This is a genomic window from Virgibacillus xinjiangensis, assembly GCF_042643145.1.
Lineage (GTDB): Bacteria > Bacillota > Bacilli > Bacillales > Amphibacillaceae > Virgibacillus_O > Virgibacillus_O xinjiangensis.
On the sequence record NZ_JBHRSA010000046.1, the window covers coordinates 115,757 to 130,971 of the forward strand.

Sequence of the window (15,215 nt, forward strand, 5' to 3'; positions counted from 1 at the left end):
ATTTCCAGTTTATTTTGAGCAAAGGAAAGGAAATACTATACCAACTAAACTTTTATAAGGGGATAGAGATATGGGATATTATACACAACATCATCCACCCAATCGGAACAGGAAAAAAAGAAGCGGATGGATCCTGCCGGTAGTTGGAGGACTCGTCGTTCTTGCATTTCTAGCCTTCATTGCTGTCCCTAATATGCTTGAAACCAACCGTTCCGCTTCAGAGACCGAGGAGAATGGAAATGCCGATGAAGCGACCATCGAGACAGAGGATGGCGGCGGGACGGTTCAGACTACTGTCACAGTTGATATCAACACGCAAATCACCGATGTAGTGGAAGAAGTGACCCCGGCAGTCGTTGGTGTCATCAATTTGCAGAAGAATGCCGATTTTTGGCAGCAACAGGAGGAAAGCCAGGCTGGAACCGGATCAGGTGTCATCTATAAAATTGAAGACGGGACAGCTTATGTTGTGACCAATCAGCATGTTGTAGAAGGTGCAGACAATGTAGAGGTTGTCCTATCCGATGAGACACATATTGATGCAGAAATAGTGGGCGGTGATCTGTTTTCCGACTTGGCAGTATTAAAGATGGATGGCTCGGCAGCGGAGAAAGCTGTTGAAATAGGCTCTTCGGATCATGTGAAACGTGGCGAACCTGTCATCGCAATAGGTAACCCTCTTGGGATGATGTTTTCTGGATCAGTCACCCAAGGAGTGATCAGCGGGACACAACGGACAGTTCCGCAAGATTTTAACATGGACGGACGTGCAGACTGGCAGGCCGAAGTCATTCAGACTGATGCAGCTATTAACCCTGGAAATAGCGGAGGAGCTCTTCTCAATCTTTCGGGTCAGCTGATCGGTATTAATTCCATGAAAGTAAATGAAGCTGCTGTAGAAGGGATAGGATTTGCTATTCCTGTGGATACTGCCATGCCTATCGTAGAAGAACTGGAAGCGAATGGAGAAGTAGTGAGGCCGTATATCGGAGTGGAGATCTATTCACTGGATGAGATACCACAAGCTGAGTGGAGAGAAACATTGAATCTGCCGGAAGATATCCAGAACGGTGTTTATGTGTGGAGCGTGGAAAATGGTTCGCCTGCTGATCAGGCAGGTTTGGAACGCTTGGATGTCATCACAGAACTGGACGGAAGTGCGGTAAATAATATGATTGACCTAAGGAAAATACTCTACCAAGAAAAAGAAATTGGGGAGGAAGTCACTATTACGTACTATCGGAACGGTGAACAAAACGAGACAACGATTGAATTGGGTTCTCAATAGTTATCAACAGGTGAATATGTAAGAAAAAAGACTATCCCCATGTGGAGAGATAGTCTTTTTTTTGTATAAATAATAATAATCCACAGATTTTCATAAGTTATACACATAATGTGAATAAGTCAGAAGCTCTAAATCAATATATAGTACAGAACATAATGTCTATACAAAATAACTGCGAACACTTGTGCATATGTTAATAAAATTGTGGATAACTATGCGATTTTTCGTGGAATTTGACGATTATCCACGGACATTTCACAAGCTTATGCTATTCATCCACAGACTTATCCCTATTTTGCTGCCATAACAGAAGAAGTAGTACAAGCAGGAAGATGTCCAATCTGGATTCAAAAATAAATGCCACAAATCCTTGGTTTAAGAATAAGGGAATCTTGGTAAGATAAAGAGCTCCAAGCATAATCAGTATTAGCGGTGCAATTGCCTGTTTGATATACATTCCCCCAATTAAGAGCATCCCGCAGATGAGTTCCGTGATGGCTACTAGATATAAAATCGTTTCTGGGAAGGGCAATCCCAAACTGAGGAAGATTCCTTTGAAGTCATGAACCACCAGCTTGGGAACCGCGGAGGCGATAAAGACATACCCGACAACCATACGAGTCCAATCCATCCTATTCAGAGACTTATGCATGATACTGACCTCCTATATTCAGTGGATACTTTATATATATGCGTGAGGGAGACAACCTTGCCAATCTTTATGCAACCATGATTTCCTGGATATTAAATAGTGACTGGAATTCGTATACCTTGTGGGAGAAGTTTTAACATGGATATGAAGTGGAAGGGTCTTTTGGCTTATAACGGAGCTGACGAGGAGAATGAAGAGCCAACTGATTTCGGATTTAACTGGCAGTTAAAGGGGAACATGGTAAACAAATCGATCCAAAGGAGGAGTAGAGTGGAAAGATTGAGTGAAGCAGGTATCACTAGAGAACTGAAGGATCTGCCGTCGTGGAAGCGGACCGATGAAAAATGGATAGAACGCAAGTATCGGTTTAAAGACTATCTCGCAGGCATCCGTTTCGTTGATCAGATTGCAGCGTATGCAGAAGAAAAGAAACACCACCCTTTAATATCTATAGATTATAAAGTGGTCACTTTGCGAATGTCTTCCTGGCAGGCAAAGGGACTGACTGCCTTGGACTTTGAAATGGCAAAAACATTTGAGGAGACTTTCGAGAACGCGGAAACGTAGGTTGTCGATATTTCCCGGGAAATGATGAAATCCCCCACCTTTGGGAGGGGGATTTTTCTCATATTTCTTAGAAGGTTGTTATTTCAAAGCATAAAAGTTGCCAAAGCAACGGAAACTAGGAGGAAAAGGAGGCATTGGCTATGAGATATATGCTGCTGCTGATAGTCAGTTCATTTTTAGTTGGTCTCCTCCCAGGTTATTCTGCCGAACTGCCGCTGAGTGCGGGAATCCAACAAGAAGTTCCCCCCTATGCGAAATGGGGCCGAATAGCTGTACAGGAGACGAAAAAGAACTATCCAAATGCCCAGATTGTGGATTATCTCCATATTGGCAGAGAATCAACTGGAGATACATCCAAGGAAAAATTCAAACTATGGCTGAATGAAGGCGAAGAGGAATATGGTGTTTATGTAACTATTACTTTTGACAGAGAAACGGAGGATATAATCGATATTACCCTTGAAAAGACCTATAGATAATAACTTTTATAAAGAATGTTTTTCTTTCCATTCCCTTGCAAGCAAACCATATACCACATGGTCCACATAATGGTCATATAACCATTCGGCCTGCCGGATCTGCCCTTCTTTCATAAAGCCTAAACGTTCGGGTATGGCACGGCTTTTTTTGTTTTCATATGCTGCGCGGATATCGATTTTATTCAATTCCAAAATGTAAAATGCATGGTGGATCAATGATTGGCATGCCCGCGTCATGATTCCTTTCCCTTGATGGTACGGAGCCAGCCAGTAGCCGATATACCCTATCCTGTTCAACCAGTCAAAGCTGTTGAAGGCGACCGTACCAGCTAAACACCCTTGATAGAAAATTCCACAGGCAAGTCCCTTTCGCTCTGCGTATTGCTTGCGTGCATGCTGAATGAAACCGCGAGAATCATCCACCGTTTTCGTAGCATCCACCCATGGAAGCCATTCTCGCAAGTATTCTCTGGAACGATCTGTCAGTAGGAACAGCTCCTCTGCGTCCGATAGGTGTAAGATCTTCAGTGTAATCTGCTCATCAACTTCCAATAGAAACATGCCTTACCTCCTCTTGGAATAGTTACTACATATCTTATCATAAATAAGGGGATATAGAGTTGGTTGAAACCAGGGAGTCAGCCCCCGGTTTCAGTTCTCTCTACGACGTTTGGCAGGATTACAACCAGGAGGATGTGTGCCTGTTGATTCTGCCAATTTCATCAAATAATAGCATTCCTCTCGAGCCATATGGTCGGCCATCAGTACGGAAAAGGTACTTAGCACCTGATGGGACAGTTCCATTTCTTCTATTTCTCCAAGGAAATTGCGAAATAGTTGTAGCTCTACCTCTACATCATTATTGAATTTTTGGAGTGCCGGAAAAGATTGGACATTCGCACGTAAGAAGCCGGTCATTTCCACAGCTTTTAAATAAAAAGCGTCAAAATGGTCGGTAAAGGTCTTGCTTTTATCTTTCAGTCTATCTTCCACCTTATCCAACTCATCGTTGATGGCACCTGCATGGCCAGAGGCATCAAGCAGCCAAAGTAAATGATGGTGGAGTTCATGGAAAACAGGAGGAGCTTCCCCTTGTTTCAAATAGTTGATTACCAGTTGATATTCTTCCAGTTCATTTACCATATGGTTCATGAACGATGGAGAAAGATGTAATCCTATATTTCCGGTTAAATGCCTTTGTATGAGGGATAATTTAAACTCCTTCAATTGATCTGTTGTGTAGTCCACTTCCTTGGTGAAAGCTATCACATTGTCGGCTGCCAAGACCTTCACTCTGTTCAGTTGCAAGTCAAATGTATAGACGAAGTCCTCGGCAGTTTGGATATCATTTTTCTCGGAAGGATATAATGAATCCCTTATGAAACGGGAATGATCCCCCAGAACCTGCAGCCAAAACTGGTGCTCGAACGTTGCACTTTCCAAAAAGTTTTTCAAAGGCCTCTCTCCCTCCTAAAGCAATCAGTTCACTTTATTCCAAGAATCAGTTAAATAGAATCGATAAATTCCCAGTACGGCAACTTTTCTAAATAATTTTCGTTGTACCTCTATCACAAGCATGATAATATTCATTTACTATGGTGATTTTGGAGGGCCTGACATGGAAAACCAACGAACCCCGGCATCTCTTTTTGAAGAGATTTCTCAAGACAATGAGGTGTTGAGAGAGTTTAAACATCATTCTCTTCGCGTCATGCATCTATCTGTGTTGCTTTCTAAAAGGCTGGAGTGTTATGAAGAGGATCTTCGGACAGCTGCCCTCCTTCATGACATTGGAAAGATGGCCTTATCGAAGGATATCCTGCTTAAGCCTGGGAAGCTTAATAGCATTGAGAGAACAGTAGTGGAAAGCCACTGCCATATAGGGAATCTTATTGTTCGCAAGGAGCTGGGACAACCGAGGGCAGCAGAATTCATACGTGACCATCATGAGAACTGGGACGGAACCGGATACCCTAGGAGGTTGACTGGTGAGGATATAACTCTGCAGGGAAGGATCATTCGTATCTGTGATGCCTTTGATGTAATGACCTATGATGTCAGGAAATATAACATGGTGAAGATGTCATATGCTGAAGCCTTTGAAGAGTTAAGGAACTGCTCATGGAGTCAGTTTGACGGCAATCTAGTGGAAGTGTTCATATCGGGAGTCAAAGAGGCGGGATTGGCTGAAGACTGGTACGAAAAAATGGAAACAAGCCTTGGGAATGACTTGTTTTGAAGGAATGGTTGACTCTTGCCTATTGCAGCGGACTTTTATTCCTTCTACTGACTGTTATGATGTATAATGGAACAAATGGATAAAAATAGAACCAGCTTAACCAAAAGGAAGGTACCGCATGTCTGAAGAAAATATAACGCGATTACATATAAATGGAAAAGAAATGATCCTGGTAGGAACAGCCCACGTTTCCAAAAACAGTGCCCAGCAAGTAAAGGAAGTTATTGAAGCAGAACAACCGGACTCTGTCTGTGTAGAGTTGGATGAGCAGCGTTATCAGTCGGTGACAGAAGGAAATAAGTGGAAAGACATGGATATTTTCAAGGTCATCAAGGAAGGGAAGGCAACATTGCTGCTGATGAATCTTGCCATCTCGTCCTTTCAGAACAGAATGGCCAAACAGTTCGGCATCAATGCAGGTCAGGAGATGGTCCAGGGCATTGAATCTGCGAGGGAAATCAACGCTGGCCTGGTACTGGCGGACAGAAATATCCAAACAACTTTTTCAAGGATTTGGGGAAATGTCGGATTAAAAGGAAAAGCTATGCTGCTGACGCAGGTGATAGCCAGTATCTTCAGCAAGGAAACCATCTCAGAAGAGGAACTGGAAGAGATGAAATCCAAGGATACGCTGAATGCCATGCTCCAGGATTTTTCCGAGCGTTTCCCAAGACTTAAAACCCCTTTGATTGATGAAAGAGATCAATTTCTGGCCCAAAAGATCAAAGAAGCGCCGGGGGATAAAGTGGTTGCTATTCTTGGAGCTGCCCATGTTCCGGGCATTATGAAGGAAATACACCATGAGCAGGATTTGAACCGGCTTTCCCAAGTACCGAAGAAATCAAAAGTACCCAAAGTGATTGCCTGGTCCATCCCGATCCTCATTTTAGGGATCATCGCTTATACCTTTATTGCGAATCCTACAGCAGGCATTCAGCAATCAATCAGCTGGGTCCTTTGGAATGGTTCATTCTCTGCCATTGGCGCAGCTGTGGCTTTTGGCCATCCATTGACCATCCTGGCAGCTTTCCTTGCAGCACCGATAACTTCCCTGAATCCCTTGATAGCTGCCGGCTGGTTTGCCGGTTTTGTCCAGGCATATATCAAGCGCCCGAATGTCGGGGATTTTGAAAATTTAACGGATGATGTACATCATTTGAAGGGGTTCTGGAACAATAAGGTCACAAGAGTGCTTTTGGTAGTAGTGCTTGCAAATATCGGCAGTTCCTTAGGCACGTTTATTGGTGGAGCCGATGTCATCCGGTTATTTTTGGAGAATATTTAGAGGAACAGGATAAAAAAGAAGTGTTAGCTATGGAGTAAGAAGGTTTCTCATAGAAACTATTGTGGGCTGAGATATTAATAAAGGCTTAGAGAACTATATCTCTAAGCCTTTTATTTGGTCTGATATTTCGATGAAAGATTTTAAATTAGTAACCGACTTCTACTGCTGCATTGACGATATACATCAAATCATTATCATCCTCTTTATCCTTGAGAATGATTCCACTGGAAGTAGCCATCCCCCCATCTGTTACATCTACAGATACTTCTCCATATGGGATGGTTTCTTTTATTTGTTTCTCGTCCAGATTCTTCCGATCAAGAGGTACAGCTAACCTTACATTCACTTTCATATTATCCAGGTTTTCCCCAGGCAGACTTTTTTCGATTCCCGGCATGGAGTTATACCATATCGCATTTTCAGTCGCCCTTCTGGCTGCTTTTGTAATATCCTGGCCGTGCACATCTATTCCCGTTCCTGTTTGTACGAATAAAATCTGTTCCATGTTAAACACTCCTTTATATGAGTATCCGATGTCTTATAGAACTTTTCCCCATGTTCAGGACCTCAAAACAACAATCAGAGCGTGAAGACTGGAAAGTTCCCATAGGTATTTGGTTGTGTTTTTGGCTTGTCCGCCCAAATTTATTAAAATAGAATGTATAATGGAACTATTCAAAAAATTAAAGGGTGTGAGCTGATTGACATTTAAGAGAGCAGTTATCTTTTCCTTTGTTGCCATTCTTATTCTCTCTCTTCCATGGGTGGTGCAGGAGAAGCAACTATTTGTAAACGCATCCGAAGAAAATACAGAGGCGCTCGAAGGTAATGGGACACTAGAAGAAAAACTTGCAGCTATTCTCGATGATGAACAATTGGATGGTTCGGTCACGGGCGTAAGTGTCCGGGATGCTGATACAGGAGATTTGCTGTTCTCCCGTAATGGCGATACCCACCTGCATCCTGCGTCAAATATGAAGCTTCTATCAGGGGCAGCAGCCATGGAGGTGCTAGGAGAGGATTATCAGTTCATGACAGAGGTCTGGACTGATGGGAAGATAAATGGCCAGGTCCTTCACGGGGATATCTATTTAAAAGGTAAAGGAGACCCAACCCTGCGGAAGGAAGACTTGGACATCTTAGCGAAGGAACTGAAGAACCATGGAATCAAAAAAATAAAAGGAGATCTTGTAGGGGATGACACCTGGTATGATGATGTCCGCCTATCCCTTGATTTAAATTGGTCGGATGAGTCATATTATACAGGGGCCCAGGTTTCTGCGTTGACCTTGTCTCCAGATAAGGATTATGACGCAGGTACGGTAATTGTTGAAGTGAAGCCCTCCGACAAAATAGGGGAAGAGGCCAATGTCCAAATCACCCCAGAGACTGATTATATTACTGTGGTGAATAATACAGAGATGGTCAACAAAGGAGCAGAAAAAAACATATCCATAGAAAGGGAGCATGGGACCAATAATTTGATCATTGAAGGGGAAATGCCGCTGGATGGGTCGGATTCCAAAGTATGGAGATCTGTTTGGGAGCCGACTGGATATGCAGTGGATGTATTTAAGAAGTCTTTAGAAGAACAAGGGATAGATTTTATTGGTCAGACCGATATACGGTATGGAAAAACGCCGAAGAGTGCCAGCAGACTTGCCAATAAGGAGTCCATACCTCTGGAGGATCTCTTTCTCCGCTTTATGAAGTTAAGCAATAATGGTCACGGCGAGACCCTGACGAAAGAAATGGGAAGGGTCGTCCATGAAGAAGGAAGCTGGGATAAGGGAATAGAGGTGATCGAGAAGGTTGTAACCGGTCTGGGAGTGGATGAAGAAGCCATTCTGCTGCGTGATGGATCTGGTATGTCCCATAAAAACTACATACCAGCGAATGAACTGACACAACTGTTGTACGCAATACAGGGCAAGGAATGGTTTGAGGCATTTCAGTTTACATTGCCGGTTGCTGGAGATTCTGATCGGTTCGAAGGTGGAACGTTGAGATATCGTATGAGGGATGAGCCGGCAGAAGGAAAGGTGAAAGCCAAGACTGGTTCGTTGACTTCCGTTTCGGCTCTCTCCGGCTATGTCACTACAAAGGATGGAGAAAAACTGGTCTTTTCCGTCCTGATTAACAATTACCTTGGCTCAAAGGCTTCAGAGATTGAAGATGCTATTGCAAATACACTGGCTGATCATGAATTGGAGGAGTAATGGTCATCAGGCCTTCCTTGGTATTATGTCAAAAGAGGCTGTCCTTTTACAGAGAGGACAGTCTCTCGTTTATTTTTGCTTCAATCCTCACTCCTAGGATTACTGAGCTTATTAAGGAGATCATCCAACTCCTGGGAAATCTTAACCAATTTATCATACCGTTCATTTTGAGAAGCCTCATACATAACCGTGCGGAGGTACTCGATCTTTTCTTCTAAATACTCCCGATGTGCCAATTTCCTCACTCCTTCACTACCTTAGGGATTACCCAAACATGAGTCCGGCTAAACGTTCAAACGCTAGAAAAATTAATTTTCAAAGAATAACTGCGGGTTGGAATGCAAAATTGGATAAGGTAAACTTAGATAAAAACAGGTAAAGGACGTTATAGGATGAAAATATCAATCATCGCTGTCGGGAAATTGAAAGAAAAGTATTTGAAACAGGGCATACAGGAATATGTGAAGCGGCTGCAGGCGTATGCGAATATGGAGATTGTAGAGGTAGCTGATGAAAAAGCACCAGAGACGATGAGTGAAGCGGAGATGCTGGAAGTGAAGAGAAAGGAAGGAGAACGAATTCTTAAAGCCGTCCATCCTGATGCTTATGTCGTCACACTGGAAATTGAGGGTAAGATGTACACGTCGGAGCAGCTTGCAGCTAAAATGGATGAGCTGGCTACTTACGGGAAAAGCAAGCTCACCTTTATCATTGGCGGTTCCCTTGGTATCAGTAAGGATGTGCAGCAGCGTAGTGACCTGGCATTGTCCTTTTCTAAGATGACCTTCCCCCACCAATTGATGCGTCTGGTTTTGTTGGAACAGATATATCGTGGATTTCGGATTAACCGGGGTGAACCGTACCATAAATAGAGGCAAATAATACATACTAAAGGAATGATTAAAGGATGTCTTCTTCTTTTAAAAGTAATGATCATGCTGTTCAATCTATTGATGCCGAGGGCAATTTTCCAATCAGTGTCGAAGATATGGAAAGTGCAGCCAAGCAAGCCATGCCTGCACCTGCTTTTAGTTATATCGCTTCAGGAGCCGGTGGTGAGGACACAGCAAGGAAAAATACGGATGCGTTCAAGAAATATTCCATTATCCCAAGACTATTGAATGATGTATCTAACTTGGATACAAGCATAACCATGTTGGGCCGTATATACCCTAATCCATTCTTACTCGCACCAATTGGTGTGTTAAAGTTGGCAGATGAACAGGGTGATCTGGCTGTTGCTCGGGCAGCGGCTAATTCTAACGTTCCGTTCATACAAAGTACTGTTTCAAGCTATTCCATTGAGAATATAGCTCAGGCTGCAAGTGGCAGTTCTAAATGGTTTCAATTGTATTGGGCCAAAGACGAGGAAATTTCCTTTAACATGGTGAAACGAGCGGAAGACGCAGGATATGAAGCAATCGTATTAACAATAGATACCATTACATTAGGTTATAGAGAGAAAGACTTGTACCATCGCTTTTCACCATTAGCACAAGGTTATGGCCAAGGAAACTTTGAATCGGATCCTGTATTTCTTTCAAAGTTAGAAGAGATTCATTCACGCACGATTGTGGAGAGTATTGTAGATAATATAAACTATCCAGCTCTAGATTGGGAGCATGTGAAAGAGTTGAAAAGGAGAACGTCTTTGCCAATCCTTTTAAAAGGAATTCTGCACCCAGAAGATGCACTTCGAGCTATTAGGTATGGGGTTGATGGAATAATTGTTTCAAACCATGGTGGGAGACAATTAGACGGTGTCATTTCCAGCATCGATGCACTTCCTGAAATTGTGAAAGTTGTAGATGGTCAGATTCCCATATTATTTGATAGTGGGGTCCGTAGAGGTATTGATGCGTTAAAGGTTCTGGCCTTTGGTGCTGATGCTGTTTTGCTAGGCCGCCCCTACGTCTATAGCTTGGCTGCAGGTGGAGAAAAAGGAGTAGAACGGTTTTTAGCTAATTTCCTTCAGGATTTTCAAACTTCCATGATGTTATCAGGTGTAAAGAATATAGAAGAACTGCGTCAAATGAAAATTGTAAATATGTAAAACAAGTATCCATAGATTTGCCCCTGCCCTTCCTAGAAGCGGCGGCAGGGGCTTTTTCTAGTTAATGAAACTAAGGGTAGGCAGGATAAAAGCCTGTCCCCACTCTTGCAACAATAAGGAGGGGAACAGGCTTTTTCAAAGTACTTTATTTTTTATTCACGGAAGCATCATAAATTGTATCGACTGCCTGCTGCAGCTTCTTGTTGAACTCTTCATCGGATTGATCGGCATTCAAATCATCAGCAAGGGCACGGGAGAAGCTGGCGATCAGACCATGGTTCTCTTTCAATTTCTCATTGGCCTCATCACGCGAGTAGCCACCAGATAAAGCTACAACTCGGACGACACGAGGGTGGTCAATCAACTCTTTATATAAGTCAGCCTTCGTTGGGATGGTCAGTTTCAGCATGACGTTATCCTCTTCGGAAAGCTTATTCAAGTGCTGCAGGATTTCCTCTTTCAGCATTTCCTCGGATTCTTCCTTATTTTCACTATGAATGTCCACTTCAGGTTCAATGATTGGAACCAAATCGGCCGAAAGGATGGTTTTCGCGATATCAAACTGCTGGTCCACGACAGTTTTAATCCCTTCCTGATTAGGTTCATGAATGACCGAACGCATTTTGGTACCGAAGATATTCCGCTCATTGGCACGACGCAATGTTTCATCCAAGTCATTGATCGGTTTCATAACTTGGACACCGTTTTCCTGCCCAGCAAGTCCCTTATCGACCTTTAAAAATGGCACAATGCCTTTGTCAGCCAGGTAATCTGCTGTGTACTGGCCTTCGATTTCACGGTCCATCGTCTGTTCGAAGAGAATGGCGCCGAGTATGTGGTCGGAACTGAAGGCTGGCGACGTAATGATTCGTGTTCTCATCTCATGGACTAGGTCGAACATTTCCTTTTCACCGCTATAGGAATCTTCTGGGATTCCGTAGGCGGCTAGCGCCTTCGGAGTACTTCCACCGCTTTGGTCGAGTGCAGCGATAAATCCTTTTCCGTTTTTAATGGTTTCAAAATGATTGGTGTTCATGTTTTTCACTCCTTCGTTGGTATTAGGATGTCCCTATTATATCCTTCCCGATCACAGGTTCTTCGTAACAAGAGCCTGTACGTGTTGTAAGGAGCCTTGCACGGAAAGATAATGCTTCTACTGCAACTTTCCATGACATGCCCTATTCCCCTATCTATTCTATCTACAGATGACCAACATTTCAATCTTTTCAGATTTTTATATCCTCATACTCCAATATAAATTAGCGATAAAGATGTGAAGAGTAGAAAGTTAAAAAACCCTGTCAGATTTTCTAACAAGATAGTTGGTGGAAGATTTAGAACGTAGTAAATTGTTAATTAACAAATGATGTTAGGAAAACTAACGTGATAGGGAGTTGTTGAAATGGAGTCAGTCCTAATGGATAACTTATGGGTAATCATTGGTACATTTTTGGTGTTTCTAATGCTGGGAGGGTTTATCCTACTGGAAGCAGGGTCCACAAGAATGAAGAATGCGGGGCACATTGCTGGCAAAACGATATTTACCGCAGGAATTGGATCACTGGTTTTCTGGGCAGTCGGCTGGGGGTTTATTTATGGAGAAGGCAATTGGTTTATTGGCTTATCGGATTTCTTTTATGGAGATGCCTCTTTCAGTGGGGAAGGATTAGCGCCGGCTGTAGACTTCATGTTTCAGATGATGTTCGCTTTGGTTGCTATGACGATTGCGTTTGGAGGCTTTGCAGAACGTGCGAAATTATCGGCATACGTTATTTTTGCTGTACTATTCTCCGTGCTCATCTATCCTGTTGTCGCACATTGGATCTGGGGCGGCGGCTGGTTAGCTGATCACGGAAAGCAGGACTTTGCCGGTTCGACCGTCGTCCATTTGACGGGTGCAATGGCTGCTCTCGCTGCCACCCTTGTATTGAAGCCTCGTATCGGCAAATATAATAAAGATGGTTCTTCCAATAATCTTGCAGGTCATAACCAGGTATTTACAGCTCTAGGTGTATTACTTCTATGGGTCGGTTGGTTTGGGTTCAATGGGGCGAGTACGTTTGAAGTAGCTGATGCTTTTTTTGGATTCGTTCTCCTGAATACGCAAGTAGCTGCAGGTGCTGGTGCAGTGGCGGCAATGTTTGTTTCATGGGCTTTAACTGGTAAAGCAGATGTTCCAACGACATTGAATGGAGCATTGGCGGGGTTAGTGGCCATTACAGCCCCGGCAGGGTTCGTGGAACCGTGGGCGGCAGTGATTATTGGGCTGATTGGTGGAGTGATTGTCGTCTTCAGTATGAGGTGGTTTGATCAAGCCAGAATTGATGACCCGATTTTTGCATTATCTGTTCATGGAACAGTCGGCATATGGGGTACACTCGCCAATGGATTGTTCGCCGTACCTGCCTTTTCCGCAGGGATCGGCTGGGGGCAGCCGGGTCTGTTCTACGGTGGTGGCTTCACTCAGTTAGGTGTGCAAACCATTGGGGTAATCACCAGTGGCCTGTATGCATTCGTTGTTGCGTTCATTTTGCTAAAAGTGATGGATAGAGTTATGGGGGGAATTCGTGTAACAGAGGAAGAAGAGATTGTGGGCCTTGATTTAAGCGAACATGGAGGGTACGGATACCCGGAAAATATCCCTCATCCGGATGATCGGAAAGGTGCATAATGGCAGGGTTGGACAGAGGAGGGCTGTCTTGGAAAACTACCGAGAGGTCAGGGACTGGCGACAAAAGCATATAGGGGAAGTGTCCACGTGCCATTTTAAACTTAATAAATTCCATGATGACTTAATAAAGTACACAGTATTACAAGCCATGGAAAAAGTGCAAAGGGAGCAGGGAAATCCCCCAGTTCCCTTTGCCTTCTTTTTAATGGGCAGTGCCGGCCGTATGGAGCAGTCCATCTGGAGTGATCAGGACCATGGCATTGTTTTTGACGGCAAAGTGGAACACGCGGGTTATTTCCAAAGGTTAGGAAGTGAAATAGCGGTCGGTCTGGAAGTAGCAGGTTATCAGCTATGTGACGGAGGTGTGATGGCATCGAATCCGTTGTGGTGCCAGTCTGTAATTGACTGGGAACAACAAATAACCGATTGGCTGAAAGAAGCGAGTTGGACATCATTGCGGCATTTTTCCACATTTATGGATGCCAGAGTATTAATAGGTGAACAGCAATTGGTGATGAAAATTAAAAAACAAGCATCAACCATCATCAACAGCTACCCTCGTCTGTCCCTGCGCCTCGCAGAAAATGTGGACTTCATTAAAAAAGGGATAGGCTTTTTCGGCCAGTTATTATCCGATTCATTTGGTAAACAATCCGGCAAGGTCCAATTGAAGCAAACAGCCATCTTTCCGTATGTCAACGCCTTACGCATACTGGCCGTTAAGCAAGGAGTGCCCCAGTCCTCTACCCTATCAAGGTTCAATGGAATCAAGGAGGAATATCCGGCCATTGGCAGCTATGAAGTCTATTTTGTTCGATTGCTTCAATTTAGACTCCGTTTCCAACAGGAGATTACAAGCTATGAGCAAGTTCATCTTATATCGGTTGATAGGTTGACGAAAGAGGATAGGAAAGAGCTGAAGACTTTGATGAAAAAAGGATATGAGCTTTTTTCGAATACGAAGGAAATCATAGAAGGTGAGTGTTCTGCAAGATGATGGATCGAATGAAGCAGTTCATCAGTCAAATGTCAGGACAATTTTATGCCAAAACCGATCGTTCCTTATCAGACCCTCATCAAATCGCCTATATCAGAAATTTACACCGGGAAATAAAACAGCAGGATGTGCTTAATATTCCGCTGGATGAATTAGAGGTGGTTGTATTTGATATCGAAACGACGGGTTTTCACCCTTTTAAAGGCGATCGTTTGTTATCGATAGGCGCGGTCAAAATGCAGGGAGATTTGATTTTAGAAGAAAACACTTTCTATTCAATGGTTCATTGTATAGGAGATCCTTCAGAACAAATTGAAAAGCTGACAGGTATTACGAAAGAACAGTTGATGGAGGCACCTCCTTTAGAGGAGGTTTTAAAAGATTTCTACCGATATGTAGGAAGCGATGCACTAGTCGCACATCATTCCAATCATGAAAAGCAATTCATGAAACATGCCAGTTGGACTGCCTTGAAGACAGTGTTTCAGCACCGCGTGCTTGATACTTCTTTTCTTACCAGTATCACTCACCCCGAATCAGGTTTGTTCACCCTTGACGATTACTGTGATTATTATGAGATATCCATTCAACAAAGACATCATGCACTCTATGACGCTCTTGCGGCAGCAAAGCTTTGGTCGGAAAGCATCCGGCAGGTCAGAGGAATGGGTTACGCTCATCTAAATGAAATATATGCGCAACTGGCCAAGTTGAAATAGGGAATGAATGTAAACCTGGAGTTTCGAAACACATTGAGTGGGTAAG

The 15,215-nt window shown here is 43.4% G+C and carries 17 protein-coding genes; 11 read left to right on the top strand and 6 right to left on the bottom strand.

Going from position 1 to position 15,215, the window contains the following annotated elements:
* Nucleotides 1–70 precede the first annotated feature (70 nt).
* Nucleotides 71–1,288, top strand: coding sequence for a S1C family serine protease (locus tag ACFOGI_RS12565; RefSeq protein ID WP_390273090.1), 1,218 nt, complete (start codon nucleotides 71–73; stop codon nucleotides 1,286–1,288).
* Between the two features lie 268 nt (nucleotides 1,289–1,556).
* Here the strand turns inward: ACFOGI_RS12565 and ACFOGI_RS12570 are convergent, their stop codons facing one another.
* Nucleotides 1,557–1,940 carry a DoxX family protein gene (locus ACFOGI_RS12570; RefSeq protein WP_390273094.1) on the bottom strand — a complete coding sequence of 128 codons (384 nt, stop codon included), beginning with the start codon at nucleotides 1,938–1,940 and terminating at the stop codon, nucleotides 1,557–1,559.
* A 138-nt stretch (nucleotides 1,941–2,078) separates the two neighbouring features.
* On the opposite strand from ACFOGI_RS12570, the gene ACFOGI_RS12575 reads away from it, so the two are divergent.
* Both ACFOGI_RS12575 and ACFOGI_RS12580 read left to right on the top strand, forming a co-directional pair.
* Entirely contained in the window at nucleotides 2,079–2,507 is a 429-nt protein-coding gene (locus ACFOGI_RS12575) for a 4a-hydroxytetrahydrobiopterin dehydratase (RefSeq protein WP_390273097.1), read from the top strand.
* Nucleotides 2,508–2,647: 140 nt separating this feature from the next.
* The gene (locus ACFOGI_RS12580; RefSeq protein WP_390273100.1) at nucleotides 2,648–2,986 is read left to right on the top strand and encodes a YqzG/YhdC family protein; all 339 of its coding nucleotides are present in this window, start codon (nucleotides 2,648–2,650) and stop codon (nucleotides 2,984–2,986) included.
* Between the two features lie 6 nt (nucleotides 2,987–2,992).
* Here ACFOGI_RS12580 and ACFOGI_RS12585 read toward each other — a convergent pair whose 3' ends face one another.
* Complete coding sequence (locus ACFOGI_RS12585) at nucleotides 2,993–3,547, bottom strand: GNAT family N-acetyltransferase (protein WP_390273103.1); 555 nt, start codon at nucleotides 3,545–3,547, stop codon at nucleotides 2,993–2,995.
* 90 nt (nucleotides 3,548–3,637) lie between these two features.
* Nucleotides 3,638–4,441: a DUF2935 domain-containing protein gene (locus tag ACFOGI_RS12590; protein WP_390273106.1), complete on the bottom strand. Its 804-nt coding sequence runs from the start codon at nucleotides 4,439–4,441 to the stop codon at nucleotides 3,638–3,640.
* A gap of 163 nt (nucleotides 4,442–4,604) precedes the next feature.
* On the opposite strand from ACFOGI_RS12590, the gene ACFOGI_RS12595 reads away from it, so the two are divergent.
* The gene (locus ACFOGI_RS12595; RefSeq protein ID WP_390273110.1) at nucleotides 4,605–5,225 is read left to right on the top strand and encodes an HD-GYP domain-containing protein; all 621 of its coding nucleotides are present in this window, start codon (nucleotides 4,605–4,607) and stop codon (nucleotides 5,223–5,225) included.
* A 118-nt stretch (nucleotides 5,226–5,343) separates the two neighbouring features.
* The gene (locus ACFOGI_RS12600; RefSeq protein ID WP_390273113.1) at nucleotides 5,344–6,510 is read left to right on the top strand and encodes a TraB/GumN family protein; all 1,167 of its coding nucleotides are present in this window, start codon (nucleotides 5,344–5,346) and stop codon (nucleotides 6,508–6,510) included.
* Between the two features lie 145 nt (nucleotides 6,511–6,655).
* Here ACFOGI_RS12600 and ACFOGI_RS12605 read toward each other — a convergent pair whose 3' ends face one another.
* Entirely contained in the window at nucleotides 6,656–7,015 is a 360-nt protein-coding gene (locus tag ACFOGI_RS12605; protein ID WP_390273116.1) for a Lin0512 family protein, read from the bottom strand.
* A 196-nt stretch (nucleotides 7,016–7,211) separates the two neighbouring features.
* Here ACFOGI_RS12605 and dacB point away from each other — a divergent pair, with 196 nt between their 5' ends.
* Nucleotides 7,212–8,729 carry a D-alanyl-D-alanine carboxypeptidase/D-alanyl-D-alanine endopeptidase gene (gene dacB / locus ACFOGI_RS12610; RefSeq protein WP_390273119.1) on the top strand — a complete coding sequence of 506 codons (1,518 nt, stop codon included), beginning with the start codon at nucleotides 7,212–7,214 and terminating at the stop codon, nucleotides 8,727–8,729.
* Between the two features lie 80 nt (nucleotides 8,730–8,809).
* Here dacB and ACFOGI_RS12615 read toward each other — a convergent pair whose 3' ends face one another.
* Nucleotides 8,810–8,965 carry an aspartyl-phosphate phosphatase Spo0E family protein gene (locus tag ACFOGI_RS12615; RefSeq protein ID WP_390273123.1) on the bottom strand — a complete coding sequence of 52 codons (156 nt, stop codon included), beginning with the start codon at nucleotides 8,963–8,965 and terminating at the stop codon, nucleotides 8,810–8,812.
* A 156-nt stretch (nucleotides 8,966–9,121) separates the two neighbouring features.
* Between ACFOGI_RS12615 and rlmH the strand changes: the two genes are divergently transcribed.
* Together rlmH and ACFOGI_RS12625 are read left to right on the top strand one after the other, a co-directional pair.
* Nucleotides 9,122–9,601, top strand: coding sequence for a 23S rRNA (pseudouridine(1915)-N(3))-methyltransferase RlmH (gene rlmH / locus ACFOGI_RS12620; RefSeq protein WP_390273126.1), 480 nt, complete (start codon nucleotides 9,122–9,124; stop codon nucleotides 9,599–9,601).
* A gap of 35 nt (nucleotides 9,602–9,636) precedes the next feature.
* A complete protein-coding gene (locus tag ACFOGI_RS12625; protein WP_390273129.1) occupies nucleotides 9,637–10,782 on the top strand; it encodes an alpha-hydroxy-acid oxidizing protein in 1,146 nt (381 codons plus the stop codon).
* Nucleotides 10,783–10,927: 145 nt separating this feature from the next.
* Here ACFOGI_RS12625 and ACFOGI_RS12630 read toward each other — a convergent pair whose 3' ends face one another.
* Nucleotides 10,928–11,818 carry a fructose bisphosphate aldolase gene (locus ACFOGI_RS12630; RefSeq protein ID WP_390273131.1) on the bottom strand — a complete coding sequence of 297 codons (891 nt, stop codon included), beginning with the start codon at nucleotides 11,816–11,818 and terminating at the stop codon, nucleotides 10,928–10,930.
* A 366-nt stretch (nucleotides 11,819–12,184) separates the two neighbouring features.
* Here ACFOGI_RS12630 and ACFOGI_RS12635 point away from each other — a divergent pair, with 366 nt between their 5' ends.
* Genes ACFOGI_RS12635 through ACFOGI_RS12645 form a run of 3 tightly spaced genes read left to right on the top strand, consistent with a single transcriptional unit; the run spans nucleotide 12,185 to nucleotide 15,169 of the window.
* A complete protein-coding gene (locus ACFOGI_RS12635; RefSeq protein WP_390273134.1) occupies nucleotides 12,185–13,453 on the top strand; it encodes an ammonium transporter in 1,269 nt (422 codons plus the stop codon).
* 28 nt (nucleotides 13,454–13,481) lie between these two features.
* Nucleotides 13,482–14,450 carry a DUF294 nucleotidyltransferase-like domain-containing protein gene (locus ACFOGI_RS12640; protein WP_390273137.1) on the top strand — a complete coding sequence of 323 codons (969 nt, stop codon included), beginning with the start codon at nucleotides 13,482–13,484 and terminating at the stop codon, nucleotides 14,448–14,450.
* 8 nt (nucleotides 14,451–14,458) lie between these two features.
* Nucleotides 14,459–15,169: an exonuclease domain-containing protein gene (locus tag ACFOGI_RS12645; protein WP_390273140.1), complete on the top strand. Its 711-nt coding sequence runs from the start codon at nucleotides 14,459–14,461 to the stop codon at nucleotides 15,167–15,169.
* The last annotated feature ends 46 nt before the right edge of the window (nucleotides 15,170–15,215 follow it).

Coding starts and splice junctions, on each gene's coding strand:
- ACFOGI_RS12570 (WP_390273094.1), bottom strand. CDS start 1,940: ATGCATAAGTCTCTGAATAGGATGGATTGGACTCGTATGGTTGTCGGG.
- ACFOGI_RS12580 (WP_390273100.1), top strand. CDS start 2,648: ATGAGATATATGCTGCTGCTGATAGTCAGTTCATTTTTAGTTGGTCTC.
- ACFOGI_RS12635 (WP_390273134.1), top strand. CDS start 12,185: ATGGAGTCAGTCCTAATGGATAACTTATGGGTAATCATTGGTACATTT.
- ACFOGI_RS12630 (WP_390273131.1), bottom strand. CDS start 11,818: ATGAACACCAATCATTTTGAAACCATTAAAAACGGAAAAGGATTTATC.
- ACFOGI_RS12600 (WP_390273113.1), top strand. CDS start 5,344: ATGTCTGAAGAAAATATAACGCGATTACATATAAATGGAAAAGAAATG.
- ACFOGI_RS12595 (WP_390273110.1), top strand. CDS start 4,605: ATGGAAAACCAACGAACCCCGGCATCTCTTTTTGAAGAGATTTCTCAA.
- ACFOGI_RS12565 (WP_390273090.1), top strand. CDS start 71: ATGGGATATTATACACAACATCATCCACCCAATCGGAACAGGAAAAAA.
- ACFOGI_RS12605 (WP_390273116.1), bottom strand. CDS start 7,015: ATGGAACAGATTTTATTCGTACAAACAGGAACGGGAATAGATGTGCAC.
- ACFOGI_RS12645 (WP_390273140.1), top strand. CDS start 14,459: ATGAAGCAGTTCATCAGTCAAATGTCAGGACAATTTTATGCCAAAACC.
- ACFOGI_RS12575 (WP_390273097.1), top strand. CDS start 2,079: ATGGATATGAAGTGGAAGGGTCTTTTGGCTTATAACGGAGCTGACGAG.
- ACFOGI_RS12585 (WP_390273103.1), bottom strand. CDS start 3,547: ATGTTTCTATTGGAAGTTGATGAGCAGATTACACTGAAGATCTTACAC.
- ACFOGI_RS12625 (WP_390273129.1), top strand. CDS start 9,637: ATGTCTTCTTCTTTTAAAAGTAATGATCATGCTGTTCAATCTATTGAT.
- rlmH (WP_390273126.1), top strand. CDS start 9,122: ATGAAAATATCAATCATCGCTGTCGGGAAATTGAAAGAAAAGTATTTG.